Annotated in this window: 11 protein-coding genes and 1 tRNA gene; 5 read left to right on the top strand and 7 right to left on the bottom strand. The window is 40.4% G+C overall.

What is annotated here, in order from left to right; all coding sequences use genetic code 11:
* Positions 1-76 precede the first annotated feature (76 nt).
* Positions 77-637 (top strand): TlpA family protein disulfide reductase, encoded by a 561-nt coding sequence (locus K1F36_RS11630; RefSeq protein WP_220113973.1) that lies wholly within the window; start codon positions 77-79, stop codon positions 635-637.
* Positions 634-1,200 carry a TlpA family protein disulfide reductase gene (locus K1F36_RS11625; RefSeq protein ID WP_220113972.1) on the top strand — a complete coding sequence of 189 codons (567 nt, stop codon included), beginning with the start codon at positions 634-636 and terminating at the stop codon, positions 1,198-1,200. The genes K1F36_RS11630 and K1F36_RS11625 overlap by 4 nt, the downstream gene beginning before the upstream one ends.
* Here K1F36_RS11625 and K1F36_RS11620 read toward each other — a convergent pair.
* The 7 genes from K1F36_RS11620 to K1F36_RS11590 all read right to left on the bottom strand — a co-directional run bounded on the left by K1F36_RS11620 (position 1,197) and on the right by K1F36_RS11590 (position 8,071).
* The gene (locus K1F36_RS11620; protein WP_207034235.1) at positions 1,197-1,652 is read right to left on the bottom strand and encodes a sterol desaturase family protein; all 456 of its coding nucleotides are present in this window, start codon (positions 1,650-1,652) and stop codon (positions 1,197-1,199) included. The genes K1F36_RS11625 and K1F36_RS11620 overlap by 4 nt on opposite strands.
* Positions 1,652-2,491 (bottom strand): phytoene/squalene synthase family protein, encoded by an 840-nt coding sequence (locus tag K1F36_RS11615; RefSeq protein WP_220113971.1) that lies wholly within the window; start codon positions 2,489-2,491, stop codon positions 1,652-1,654. Before K1F36_RS11615 ends, K1F36_RS11620 begins: the two co-directional genes overlap by 1 nt.
* Positions 2,488-3,948 (bottom strand): phytoene desaturase family protein, encoded by a 1,461-nt coding sequence (locus K1F36_RS11610; protein ID WP_220113970.1) that lies wholly within the window; start codon positions 3,946-3,948, stop codon positions 2,488-2,490. Before K1F36_RS11610 ends, K1F36_RS11615 begins: the two co-directional genes overlap by 4 nt.
* A 6-nt stretch (positions 3,949-3,954) precedes the next feature.
* Entirely contained in the window at positions 3,955-4,857 is a 903-nt protein-coding gene (locus tag K1F36_RS11605; RefSeq protein ID WP_220113969.1) for a MerR family transcriptional regulator, read from the bottom strand.
* 145 nt (positions 4,858-5,002) lie between these two features.
* On the bottom strand, positions 5,003-6,619 hold the full coding sequence (locus K1F36_RS11600; protein ID WP_220113968.1) for an alanine/glycine:cation symporter family protein: 1,617 nt from the start codon (positions 6,617-6,619) through the stop codon (positions 5,003-5,005).
* 109 nt (positions 6,620-6,728) lie between these two features.
* Positions 6,729-7,829 (bottom strand): hypothetical protein, encoded by a 1,101-nt coding sequence (locus tag K1F36_RS11595; RefSeq protein ID WP_220113967.1) that lies wholly within the window; start codon positions 7,827-7,829, stop codon positions 6,729-6,731.
* A 158-nt stretch (positions 7,830-7,987) separates the two neighbouring features.
* Positions 7,988-8,071 (bottom strand) — tRNA-Leu (locus tag K1F36_RS11590).
* 165 nt (positions 8,072-8,236) lie between these two features.
* Between K1F36_RS11590 and K1F36_RS11585 the strand changes: the two genes are divergently transcribed.
* From K1F36_RS11585 to K1F36_RS11575, 3 genes are all read left to right on the top strand, one after another.
* Positions 8,237-8,797 carry an RNA polymerase sigma-70 factor gene (locus K1F36_RS11585; protein ID WP_220113966.1) on the top strand — a complete coding sequence of 187 codons (561 nt, stop codon included), beginning with the start codon at positions 8,237-8,239 and terminating at the stop codon, positions 8,795-8,797.
* Between the two features lie 121 nt (positions 8,798-8,918).
* Positions 8,919-9,875, top strand: a complete 957-nt coding sequence (locus K1F36_RS11580) for a FecR family protein (RefSeq protein WP_220113965.1) — start codon at positions 8,919-8,921, stop codon at positions 9,873-9,875.
* A gap of 150 nt (positions 9,876-10,025) precedes the next feature.
* Positions 10,026-13,280, top strand: coding sequence for a SusC/RagA family TonB-linked outer membrane protein (locus tag K1F36_RS11575; protein WP_220113964.1), 3,255 nt, complete (start codon positions 10,026-10,028; stop codon positions 13,278-13,280).
* The last annotated feature ends 1 nt before the right edge of the window (position 13,281 follow it).

Below are 13,281 nucleotides of genomic sequence, written 5' to 3'. Positions count from 1 at the left end.
ATCTAAAATAATCTGCGAAAACTCCTGATGTTGTAAAAGATGTCAGGAGTTTTTAATTTTTGAGAAATAACAATTCATGAAAATCAGTAAAAAGACCATTCTCAATGTTGTATTTATTCTTTTTGTTCTCTCTTTTTTCGTAACGCCCATCGGGTACTATGGAAAGATATGGTTGAACAGATTGTTTTCCTTTTCGCCTTCGATGATCGAGCAATCGGAACAACAAAAGATCACCGATTATGATTGGCGACTTAAGGATGAAGATTGGAACTTTTTCAATTTTGAGAAATCCAAGGGCAAGGTGGTATTCATCAATCTGTGGGCATCATGGCGATTGCCTTCGGAAGCTGAACTCGCAAGTATTCAGGAATTGTACGACAAATACAAGGGCAAGATGGATTTCTACATCACCACCAATGAAGAGCGGGAACCCGTTGAGGCATTTATGGAAAAACATGGATTCACTTTTCCGGTGACCTACTTGATCATAGGTGAAAAAATACCGATAAAGACGGATAAAGTACCGTCATCCTATTTGATAGATAAATATGGAAACATTGTAATCCATGAAGAGGGAATTTCGGATTGGAGTACAAGAAAGGTCTACAAGGTGTTGGATGAATTGATTGTCGAATGAAACTGACCAAGGAACAAATCGGTAATGGTATATGGATATTGGCCATATTACTTATTCTTTTTACTCCGCTAGGTTTTCATGCGAGGGTTCTTGTGAATAAAGTAGTTGCTGCCGTAATCAGTCCAAGTGCCGTGGATGAGGAAGAGCAGGCAACGTTGGCCGATTACCATTGGAGCTTGATTGATTTAGAAGGAGAATCAATCAATCTTCAATCTAAAAAAGGACATGTGATCTTGGTAAATGTTTGGGCTACTTGGTGTCCACCATGCGTGGCCGAGCTTCCCGGTTTTGTCGAATTGTATTCAGATTATAAGGATAAGGTCACTTTTGTATTTGTGGCCAATGATGAGAAGGACAGGGTAATTGCTTTTTTAGAGAAAAAGGAATATCGATTACCAGTTTACTTTCAAGCATCTGCAACACCTAAAGAATTGGAAAGCGGAAGTATCCCCGTTACCTACATCATAGACAAAGAGGGGGGAATTGTGGTGAACAAAACCGGCGCAGCGAATTGGAATTCGGAGAAAACCCGAAGCATGTTGGACAAATTACTGGCCGATTAATACTTCTTCTTGAAATACTTAAAGGGAACCACTAACATACCAAAGCATTCCCCGTCATCTTTGCCCAAATGTTTGTGATGCATTTTATGGGCTCTTCGAACACCGCGCGCATACCAATTGTTGGCATTTCGGAACATTTTAAAACGTTGGTGTATAAAGATGTCATGAACGGTAAAATAAGCTATACCGTACGCCAAAATACCAAAACCCAGTGGCCAACCATACCAAAAGGATGTATAACTGCCCAAATAGAATAAGGTCATGCTAACGATGGCGTAAAAGATAAAGAAGGCATCATTCCGCTCAAACCATGAATCGTGGTCTTTTTTATGGTGGTCTCTGTGTAAACTCCACAGAAAACCATGCATCACATATTTATGGGTAAACCATGCCATAAATTCCATAAAGCAAAAGGTTGCCAAAAAAATTAATATCCAAAGTGCTACTTTCATTATACCAGTTGTAGTTTATAATTTACATAAGATTGCGCCAGCAGACCAAATTTTTGGTAGTTGGGCACACGAATTCTTGTGTTCTTAATTTCCAAAGGTGGGGTGCTCTGCAATTTTTGAAGCAATTTCTTGTAATAGCAGTATGCGGTATATACCCCAAATTTAGCCTGTTCCGGTAATTGCACTATTCCTGAATAGCCAAGGGCAAAGTCGGCCTTGATCTCGTTCACGATTCGGGTTTTGGAATCCTCGTCCAGTTCCAATAAATTAGTGTTTGGGAAATAGGTGCGGTTCAGATCCTCGTAATCTGCCTTAAGGTCGCGTAGAAAATTCACTTTTTGGAAGGCTGAACCCAAAGCCATGGCAGATTCTTTTAACTCTTCGTACTTTTCTTTGTCACCTTTAACGAATACACAAAGGCACATTAGGCCCACCACATCAGCAGAGCCATAGATGTATTCGCGATACTCATCAAAAGTCTCATAATTTTTTTTGGTCAGATCCATGCGCATACTCTTCATGAACGAAGCTACCAAGTGATGTGGAATGTCATATTTATGATAGGTATCCTGAAAGGAATTTAGAATAGGGTTTAAACTTATTTTGTCAGCAATGGCCTGCTCCATATCCTTTTCAAAGGCGTCGAACAATTTGGCCTTGTCATAATCATGAAAGGTATCTACAATTTCATCGGCAAAACGAACAAAACCGTAAATGTTATAAATATCAGCCCTTATGGAAGGAGCCAACATTTTTGTGGCCATAGAGAATGAGGTGCTGTAAGATTTGGTTACAATCTTGCTGCAATGATAAGATACATCGTCAAAAATAGTTTTCATTTGTTAACTTCTTTAATGATTAAATCAGCCACCAGTTTACCGGATATCAGGGATGGTGGAACCCCTGGGCCGGGTACGGTCAACTGACCGGTAAAGAACAAGTTTTTTACCTTGCTACTTTTGAGGTTAGGTCTTAAAAAAGCAGTCTGGCTCAATGTGTTGGCCAAACCGTAAGCATTTCCTTTGTAGGAATTGTACTGTTCCACAAAATCGTTTACACAGAAACTTTCCTTAAAAATTACTGATTTTTTTACAGATTGATGGCTCAATTTTTCAAATCGGTCCATCACAATATCAAAATATTGGTCCCTGAGTTGTGGGGTATCCTCCAGTCCAGGAGCAATCGGTACCAGAAAAAATCCGGTTTCATTGCCTTCTGGTGCCATGGATGCATCTGTCACAGATGGGAAATTCGCATAGAACAATGGATTGCTGGGCCATTGTGGATAGTCGTATATTTCTTGGGCATGTTTTTCAAAATCGGTATCAAAGAACAAATTATGGTGTTCAATGTTGTTCAGCTTCTTGTCAAAACCAATGTAGAACAATAAAGAGGAAGGCGCATAGGTTTTTTTGTCCCAATACTCCTCGGAGTATTGCCTATATTTTTTGTCCAACAAGGTCTCGGAATGATGATAATCCGCACCGCTCACCACATAATCTGCCAAATGATTGGTTCCATTGCTTCGAATGCCCAAAACGTCACCGTCCGATACCAAAATATGGGATGCGGGACTATTGGTGTGAATGGTTACACCCATTTCTTCGGCCAAACTTTTCATCGCCTTGATGATTTCGTACATGCCCCCTTTTGGATGCCATGTTCCCAAACCAAAGTCTGCGAAGTTCATAAAATTATAGAAGGAAGGAGTTTTACTTGGCTTGGCACCCAAAAAAAGTACGGGAAACTCCAAAGTTGAAATGAGTTTTGGATTTTTGAACCTTTTACGGACCTGTTGACTGATTGTTTTAAAAAACTGGTCAACTTTTAATACTGTTTCCTTTGTCACCAACTCTAATGGAGAAAGCCCCGGTCTCAAAACAACTTTGTTTATGGCGATATCATAATTTTCCTGAGCTTCACCTATAAATTGTTTGAGATGCTTGCTGCTGCCAGATTCAATACGTTCGAACTCGGTACATATCTTTTCCATGCAATCGCCAATGGTAATGGTATCGTCTTCAAAGAAAATTTTATAGGCTGGATTTAGTTTGTCCAATTGGTAATAGTCGGATGTTTCTTTGTTGAAGTCGGCGAAAAACTTATCAAAAATATCGGGCATCCAATACCAACTTGGGCCAATGTCAAAAGTAAAGCCATCCTTCACCAATTGTCTGGCCCTACCGCCCACAGTATCGTTCTTTTCGAATAGTTCTACCTCGAACCCAGCTTTTGCCAGATAGCAAGAAGCGGATAGGGAAGAAAAACCGGATCCAATGACAATTACTTTTTTCATTTGTGTTTAGAAGGTATCTATCAGATGGTTAATAGATTTAAATATTTTGATGGAATCCCCGAGAGGTTTTTGCTCTCCAATTTCTTGTATTTGATGTCCCAAAACATAGAGTTTGGAACCAGGGGATTTTTTCAACACTTCGCGGAACCGTTCAAAATAGTCATCGATTTCATCCTTTGTTGGAGCAACGGTAAAATAGGAGACAAACCTGATATTGTTGTAATATTTGAGCAAATCCTCCAAACTTTCTATGGGCATGGTCTGTCCCAAATAAATGGTTTTGTAGCCTTGCAATGCCAATTGATAATTGATATACAACAATCCCAATTCGTGTATCTCGTTCTCAGGTAAAAACAGGACAAATACCTCATCTTTTTTGGTAGGTGACTCAAATTGAAGCTTCTCTGTGTGGATATAAATTTTTTGTTTGATCAGGTTGGATATAAAATGCTCATGTGCAGGACTTATGGTATTGGTCTGCCATAATAGTCCCAGTTCGTTCAATAGTGGTATAAAAACCTCGTTAAAAATCTGTGTAAAGGACTTTTCTTCCATAAGGCTATTATAGGTCCTAAGGAAAAGGGATTGATCGAAGTTGAGCATTGACAATTTCAATGAATTGAGCGCATGGCTTTTTTCGCTTTTTTCGGAAATAATCTCGTTTACCAGGACAGGAATTTTTTCCTCGCCCATTTTGGCTATCTTGGAAATCTTGTACCCGTTGTTGTACAATAGCGTAACGTTCAACAATTTTTGTAGACTTTCAAGATTGTAGGTTCGGATATTGGTGTCGGTTCTTTCTGGGCTGAACAAATTATATCGCTTTTCCCAAATTCGGATGGTATGGGCCTTTATACCAGAAAGGTTTTCCATATCGCGAATACTAAAGGAAGTTTTTACACTGTTCATCTTTTTGAATTAAACGTTAAACAAATTTACAATTTAAAAGATGCCATCCTAGTTTTTTATCATAAAATTTAGATTGTTCCTTATATATTTCAACGATTTGGGAAATGATTTGTGAATATTTCAACCTTTGTTTATCAATTTAAGACTAGTTCTTTTTTCTGAAAATCAATTTTTTGTAACAGGAGAATTCGCTTTTTACATAGGGGAACAGTATAAAAAGGCCCAACATGTTGGGAAATACCAGAGCCAATATCATGGCATCTGAAAATTTGATCACGGCATCCAAAGTAATGGCTGCGCCCAAAACGGTGAACATTAAGTATATGATCTTGTATGAAAGATCCATTGCTCTGCTTCTTCCAAAGAGATATTTCCAAGCCTGTAATCCATAATACGACCAAGATAGGATGGTGCTGAACGCAAAAAGGCATACGGCCAGCATCAATACCCATGAAGAACCATGTATGGATTTTTCAAAGGCCATTGAAGTAATATTGACCCCACCTAATCTGCTGCCATCATATAGCAGAGCTTGTCCATCCACAACATTTCCATAAACAAATACCCCGTCCATATTGAACAGAATGATGACAATTGCCGTCATTGTGCATACAAGAACTGTATCTATAAAAGGTTCGAGCAGACCTACCAATCCTTCGGATGCAGGGTAGGCGGTATTCACCGCTGAATGTGCTATGGCGGCCGATCCCGCGCCGGCCTCATTTGAAAATGCCGCTCGCCTAAAGCCTTGTATCATTACACCCACAATTCCACCGGAAACGGTGGCCTCGGGTGTAAACGCATTTTTGAAGATCAATGCCAAGGCATCATCTACCCATTCTATCTTGGAAATAATTATGAAAATAGCGGCACCCACATAAAGTATGGCCATAAAAGGAACCACTTTCTCGGTAACTTTGGCAATTCTTTTTATGCCGCCAATTATTACGATTCCGGCCAAGAGAGCAAAAACCAGTCCAATTATACTGCCCGTTGCATCTCCGGTAAGGCCAAAATTCTCTATAATCTGGGCCGCTGCTTGATTGCTCTGAAATGCATTGCCTCCACCAAATGATGCGCCCACGCACAAAATGGCAAATAGAACGGCCAAGAATTTTCCTAGTTTGGAAAATCCCTTTTGGGCAATTCCCTTGGAGAGGTAATACATGGGGCCACCATATACATTTCCCTTACCGTCAATATCCCTATATTTTACTCCTAAGGTGCACTCCACAAATTTTGTGGACATGCCCAATAGACCGGCAAAAATCATCCAAAATGTTGCGCCGGGTCCCCCAAAGGAAATAGCCACCGCAACCATGGCAATATTACCCAGTCCTACCGTACCAGAAACTGCCGTGGCCAATGCCTGAAAGTGGTTGACTTCCCCCAAGTGCGCCTCATCTTTTATGGTATCCACCAAATCACCATCGACTTCATAAACCTGTGCTTTTGAATCAGGTCGCTTTTTTTCGAGTTCGTCATATTTTCCCCTGACCACTTGTATGGCGGTAGGGAAATGACGGACGTTGACAAAACCAAAATAAATAGTGAAGAACAATGCTCCTCCCATCAATATGAATAGAATCAATGGAATCCCTTGCCCGAATAGGGGAATTTCCGCCAAAATTAAATTTTCCCACCATACAGCAAATGGCATAAAGGCATCATTGATCTTTTCATCCAGTCCTTGATTGGATGCTGATACAAAATATAGTGGTGAAAAAACAGCTAAAGTGTTGTTGTAAAGTATGTTGACCATAATCGAAAGTTTGTCTGAATTTCGATTTTAGGTTTAATAATGAAAGGCTTTGTCGGAATGGATTTGGAAATGTCAGTAACGCAAAGGCAGACAGAACTAGTGTAATCTCTTAAAAATCAATGTATATGTTCTCTTTTGGAATACGAAGTCTAATTTTACGTTCCCTATTTTCCGACATCTCGAACAATGTAACTTTTAGGGGCTCATAGTGTTTGTCCTTGGTCCAGTTCTTTTTGCCGAAAAGGCCATTAAGGATTGCTTCCAGTAATCTTTTTAACTCGTTATGGTCATTAATGTCATATTCTTTTGAGACATCAAAATTCTTTGGTTTTATTTCCAACCAATCATCGTTCATGTCCTGTTTACGCAGGGCAAATTCTTTAAAAAGACGATAAAGGGCAGGTGTGAGCTGTACAATACGCTCTTTATCACCAGGGAACCCTATCAAGGAAACGGAGTTGGGCATTGTACTTGATTTTTGGGCCTTCTTTTTGATAAATTTTATTTTCAATTGGAATGGATCAGGTATCAAGGTTTCTGTAAGTTCTTTGACCCAGCTCAGTGCGAGGGCAAAAAACAACATGATCAAGGAGGTTTTAAATATGGCCGAGAACAACAATAAATTGATGTTGTTGTCCATTAGCTTATAAATCTGTGCCATTAAGGTGACCAAAATTGTGATTAATGCCAGCCAACCCAATAACAATAGCCTTCTTTTGATAAAGGATTCCCAGAGCACAAATCCTAGAAAAATTAAGGTCAACAGCGCATAAACCACATCAAGTTCATTGATGATATAGGCTTCGCGTACCAAAAACATTTTGAACAATGTGGGAATCAAGGCAAAAGCAAATGGGATGCCTATAATCAGGGGCCATAATTTTGACTTGATCAACGGGGTAAAAGGTGCAGGTAAGTATTTGAACCATGGCAGCGCCATTAAGATAAATAGACTGTTGGTCAACGAAAGGATACTTGTGAGTCCGTCTTTGTAATTTGAATAGGACGGGATGTTGTTGAACACAATTTCAGTTAGGCCCGAAAACGCCCAGCACAACACGGAGAGCGCTAGCCAAACTGGACCGTAATCATGTTGCTTTTTCCCAATATGGTACCAAATGGACATTAAGGAAAGAAAAGCGAACAAGCATACAGAGAGCTCCCACCAACCATAAAACATGGAAATTTCATGTGAAACTTGAGTGTCCATGCAAACGTTACTTTAAGAAAGGTTTATACAATTTCAATTATTTAGGAATAAACTGGAAAATAGGTAAAAAAGTAGAAAGTAAAAAAGTGCAGCCTGTTCCATGTGCCATTAAGGTGATTAAAAACAAAAAAACCGCAATTGCTTGCGGTTTTTTACTGTGCCCACGACTGGAGTCGAACCAGCACGTCCTTACGAACACTACCCCCTCAAGGTAGCGTGTCTACCAATTCCACCACGTGGGCCTTTGGAATTTTAAGTGTGCAAATATAATTTTTTTGCACAAAAGGAGCGGGATTTAATGGCTTTTTGTGATGATTGATTTTTGGGGTAACGACCGGTTCGACTTTGCACAAAGTTTACAAAATCATAATATCTGTTCACTTATATTTTTATGAAATTTGCTTTTGATGAAACACCCCCATACAAATGAAGCGCAGCAAGAACTTGCCCTTCGTGTCCAAGACTCGGACAGGGAAGCCTTCAATTCGTTGTTTTCCATGTTGTGGGAGCCTATGTATACCTATGCAGCTTCCTTGATCATGAATAATTCCCTTGCCAAGGACCTTGTTCAGGATATTTGGATAGATTATTGGCAGCGAAGGGAACATATTGAGGTGGAAAACATCAAGTCTTATTTGTTCAAAGCTATTCGCTATAAGTGTTATAACTCATTAAGGGATACAAAGTTCAACAAAACACAGATTGATGTTGCCGATTCTATTTGTGTGGTTTCCGAAATTGAACAGGAAGAAGATGTGCTCGAACTTTCAAAACGTATCGATAGGAGTATGGCCAATCTTCCGCAACGGTGTCAGGAAGTTTTCAGGTTGAGCCGAATCCACAATATCAGTAATAAAGAGATTGCAAACCAGCTCAATATCTCCCATCGCTCGGTCGAAAACCAGATTTCTTTTGCGCTTAGGCGTCTTCGTAAGGACCTTTCCATTGTTAAGTCAATGTTCTTTTAAGCACCTTCTTTTTTAGCTAAAGGTTAAGCGCTGCCCGTTAAGTTTAAGTAATCATTAAACCGCATTTTTTGAATGTGCGTCCCTTTGCATTTCCGGTACTTGTAGATGAAACGAATGCGCAATGACTGAAAATGAGATCAAAGTCTTGATGAAGAAATACCTCAATGGTACCATTACCAAAGAGGAAGAATCTCTGTTGGAAAAGTTTGATTATAAACTGCTCTCAAAGAATCATCAAAACATATTTAAAAACTCCAAGCATAAAAACAGCATCGGTCAAAAGCTGGCCAAAAGCATAAATAATTCCAAGAGAAGGAATCCTTTGCTACAATGGGCACAAGTTGCCGCATCACTCACCCTGTTAATGGGACTCACTTATTTTATTTACACCAATACTGCAGAACAAGGGGTAGTGGAACCTTACGAGGAAATAACTAAAAGCACGGATTGGGGGCAAAAATTGAATTTGGTGTTAGCAGATGGCACAGAAGTGTACCTAAACTCGGGCAGTACCATAAAGTTTCCTAAACTATTCGAAGCCGATAAGCGGGTAGTGGAGTTGGATGGTGAAGCCTTTTTTGATGTGGCAGAAAATCCGGATAAGCCCTTCATTATAAAATCCGGGGAGGTGGAGACTACTGTTTTGGGAACATCTTTCAATGTAAATACCTATTCAGAGAGCAATCAAGTGGCCGTAACCGTAGCCACGGGAAAAGTAAAGGTGGCTTCTAGGGAAAAGGAAATCTTCTTAATGCCAAACGAACAAGGTGTGTTCGATAAACAATCAAAATCCATTTCAAAGAAGAAAATAGATATCGCTGCATTACTACATTGGAAAGATGGTATCATTTATTTTGAAGATGCCGAACTTTCCGAAGTACTCGAAACTTTGGAACGATGGTATGGAGTGACCTTTGAGGTGGATAATGAAAACATAGGGGATTGTCATCTAACGGCATCCTATAACAACGAAAGGTTGAGTGCCGTCCTAGAAAGTATAGTTTATGCGAAAAAGGGAATAAGCTATGAGTTCCTGAACAGCAAAAAAATTCAATTAAAGGGAAAATGTACAGACTGAAACCAACTAAAATCAAACATCAATAAACTATGACATAAAAACAAACTCATTAAAAAAGAGACAGCCCATTACACTTTGGCGAGCGGAAATAGGCTGTCGATAGTTCAATAATTACAAATAATCATAACCATTTAAACATTATGTGAAATTATGAATTCACTAACTATTAAACAATTAATCAAGTTGACATTCCATACATTTTGCTTTCTGATTGTTTTGTCCCTGCTTAATCCGGTGCTTGCTGCCGATGCCAGAGGTCAGAACTTGGAAAGTTTTAAGGTGGATCTGTCTGTGGACGACGCCACCGTAGTAGATGTGCTGAGACAAATTGAAGATCAAACCGATTTCAAATTTGTTTATGACCGCAAAGTGGATAGGTTGCAGAATACCTATAACATTTCGTACCAAAACGTTTCATTGAAATCTGTTTTGGAATTGATGGCCAAAGACGCCAACCTTACTTTTAGAAGAATAAACAATACTATTTCCATAGATGTAAAGCCCAAGGTACCTAAACGAGTGGTTGAAGTGGCTTTTCTGACAGTTACCGGGCAGGTAACCGATGAAAACGGAGTTCCCTTGGCAGGTGCATCCGTAATGGAAAAAGGCAAGGGCAACGGTACCATTACCGATTTTGATGGAAACTACACCATTGATGTAGAGGATGATGCCGTGCTTCAGGTTTCCTATTTGGGATACAAGTCACAAGAAGTTGCGGTAAACGGTCAGAGCACTGTTAACATACAACTGGAGCAAGATGCGACCATGTTGGAAGATGTTGTTGTGGTTGGTTACGGTACTCAAAGAAAGACAGATGTGACCGGTTCAATCTCTTCCGTGGATAGCGAGGATTTTAACAAAGGAATAGTAATGAACCCAGGTCAGCTTTTACAAGGTAAGGTTGCCGGTGTAAATATTTCCAATGTAAGTGGTGAGCCCGGTGCACAACAAGATGTAATCATTCGGGGTGTTGGTAGTCTTCGTTCCGGGACAACACCCTTATATGTAATTGACGGATTTGCCCTGGACAATACCAGCACAGGTGTGCCGACCAACCCATTGAACTTCATCAATCCACAGGATATTAAAAGCATAGATGTGCTAAAGGATGCCTCTGCTGCCGCCATTTATGGGGCAAGGGCCGCCAACGGGGTAATCGTTATCACCACAAAAAGAGGCAAAGCAGGAAGAACCCAAATGGACCTTAATGTTTCCACAGGTTTCTCAACCTTGGCCAATCAAGTGGATGTCTTTTCTGCAAATCAATTTAGACAAGAAGTTGTTGCGGCTGGAGGAACTTTGGATGATGGCGGGGCCGATACCAATTGGCAAGATGCCCTTAGCAGAACCGGTTTCACCAAAAATGTCAACTTGGCCATGAGCGGAGCATCCGAGCAATTCTCATACCGAGCTTCTTTGGGAGTTAACGACCAAGAAGGAATTCTTAGGGGCAACGACCTAAAGCGTTATTCAGGTCGATTGAACTTAACTCAAAGAGCATTCAATGATCGATTAAAAATCGAGTTCAATATGACCGCTACCAGAACGGAGAACCTTCGTGCCGATTCTGATGCCATAGTAAGGGATATGCTTCAGTTGAACCCTACTTTGCCATTGTATATTGATGGTGAGCCAGCTTTGTTGGACAACATGCTAAACCCGTTGACACGAGAGCGAATCTATAGTGATGATGCCGTGAACCACCGTATTCTGGCCAATTTGGCACCATCGGTAGAAATTGTGAAAGGCCTTACCTATAAATTGAACTTGGGTGTGGACTACTCTTCTACCGCTAGGGACATACAGCTAAAACCATACTCGCTGTTGGAAGATTTTGTCAGGGGCGAACTGAACAGCATCTATACGACCAATAAGAACAGTCTTATTGAAAACACTTTGACTTACAATTTGATGACTGACAGGCACAACTTTACCTTCTTGGTCGGACACACCTATCAAGAAACCTTTGTGCACCAGAAAAGTTTTGAAATGGAGGATTTCTCTGATAACGGGATTGATCCAAAATATCAAGATCAGATCAGCTCCGAGGATATGCCCACCTATATGAACACCTATGCAACCGAGAACGAGCTGCAATCCTTTTTTGGAAGGGCCAATTATGTGTTTGACAATAGGTACATGTTAACAGCCACAATGAGAGCGGACGGGTCATCCAAATTTGGAGGCAACAATAAATATGGGTATTTCCCTTCTGTAGCTGCCGGTTGGAACATTATGAACGAGGAATTCTTGAGCTCCAATTCAACCATCAACAACTTGAAGTTAAGAGCGAGTTGGGGTAGAACAGGAAACCAAGAGATACCTTCAAAAATTACCAAAAGAAGTTTTACCGATAGCAGGGACAATAATGACTCCTATCCAATAAATGGTGATGAAAGCACTTTGGCAGACTATCCTTACGGCACCATATTTACGCGTTTGGCAAATCCAGATATTCAGTGGGAAGTGTCGGAACAATTGGATTTTGGTCTTGATTTTGGCCTGTTCAACAACCGTTTGTCCGGTACCTTGGATTACTTTAACAAAGTATCCGAAAACATTTTGTTGGAAGTGAGCCCAGCGGACCCTGTTCAACCTACCGATAAATATTGGACCAATATTCCGGATATGGAAATCAAGAATAGTGGTGTAGAGTTCTCTTTGGATTACCATAGCGACTATAGCAAAGATTTTTCCTATAACATCGGTGGTAACCTGGCCTATACCAAGAACGAGGTCTCCAATTCGCCTTATGAAGTGTTGACCACGGGAGCGGCACAAGGGGCAGGACAAACAGATGCGACCATTAACGGAAACATCAATGGGGAGCCTATCGGTGCCTTCTACATGCAGGAATTCTTGGGAATCGGAGATGATGGACTTAGTATTTTATCAGATGACAGGCAAGTGGTCGGTAGTGCATTGCCAGATTTGATCTATGCCTTTTACCTAAACTTCAACTATAAGAATTTTGACCTAGGGTTGAATTTTAATGGAGTGTCCGGGAACAAGGTGTACAACCATACGGCAATGTCCTTGTTCAGCAAAGGACTGCTGACTTCCAACTTTAACACCACATCCATTGCCACACAGTTTCCAGAGGAGGATATTACCAACTCCAATGCCGTATCCACAAGATACTTGGAGGACGGTGATTTCTTGAGGTTGAACAATGCCACATTGGGATACAACCTAAACCCGGCGTTGATAGGGCTGGATGGATTGGTGAATGCCATTCGCTTGTCGATTACTGGACAAAACCTGTTCGTAATCACCGATTATAGTGGATTTGACCCAGAGATCAATTCCAACTTGACCATAGACGGGATACAGACCTTTGGTATTGATTACTTCAACTATCCCAAAACAAGAACCCTTGTTTTTGGCTTAAACGTATCATTCTAAT

Origin of the sequence: Flagellimonas abyssi (assembly GCF_019457905.1) — a bacterium.
Classification (GTDB): Bacteria; Bacteroidota; Bacteroidia; order Flavobacteriales; family Flavobacteriaceae; genus Flagellimonas; species Flagellimonas abyssi.
This window is presented reverse-complemented; position numbering and strand designations above follow the sequence as displayed.

Excerpts from the sequence above, each read along its gene's own strand:
- K1F36_RS11630 (WP_220113973.1), top strand. The coding sequence starts at position 77 with ATGAAAATCAGTAAAAAGACCATTCTCAATGTTGTATTTATTCTTTTT.
- K1F36_RS11625 (WP_220113972.1), top strand. The coding sequence starts at position 634 with ATGAAACTGACCAAGGAACAAATCGGTAATGGTATATGGATATTGGCC.
- K1F36_RS11620 (WP_207034235.1), bottom strand. The coding sequence starts at position 1,652 with ATGAAAGTAGCACTTTGGATATTAATTTTTTTGGCAACCTTTTGCTTT.
- K1F36_RS11615 (WP_220113971.1), bottom strand. The coding sequence starts at position 2,491 with ATGAAAACTATTTTTGACGATGTATCTTATCATTGCAGCAAGATTGTA.
- K1F36_RS11610 (WP_220113970.1), bottom strand. The coding sequence starts at position 3,948 with ATGAAAAAAGTAATTGTCATTGGATCCGGTTTTTCTTCCCTATCCGCT.
- K1F36_RS11605 (WP_220113969.1), bottom strand. The coding sequence starts at position 4,857 with ATGAACAGTGTAAAAACTTCCTTTAGTATTCGCGATATGGAAAACCTT.
- K1F36_RS11600 (WP_220113968.1), bottom strand. The coding sequence starts at position 6,619 with ATGGTCAACATACTTTACAACAACACTTTAGCTGTTTTTTCACCACTA.
- K1F36_RS11595 (WP_220113967.1), bottom strand. The coding sequence starts at position 7,829 with ATGGACACTCAAGTTTCACATGAAATTTCCATGTTTTATGGTTGGTGG.
- K1F36_RS11585 (WP_220113966.1), top strand. The coding sequence starts at position 8,237 with ATGAAACACCCCCATACAAATGAAGCGCAGCAAGAACTTGCCCTTCGT.
- K1F36_RS11580 (WP_220113965.1), top strand. The coding sequence starts at position 8,919 with ATGACTGAAAATGAGATCAAAGTCTTGATGAAGAAATACCTCAATGGT.
- K1F36_RS11575 (WP_220113964.1), top strand. The coding sequence starts at position 10,026 with ATGAATTCACTAACTATTAAACAATTAATCAAGTTGACATTCCATACA.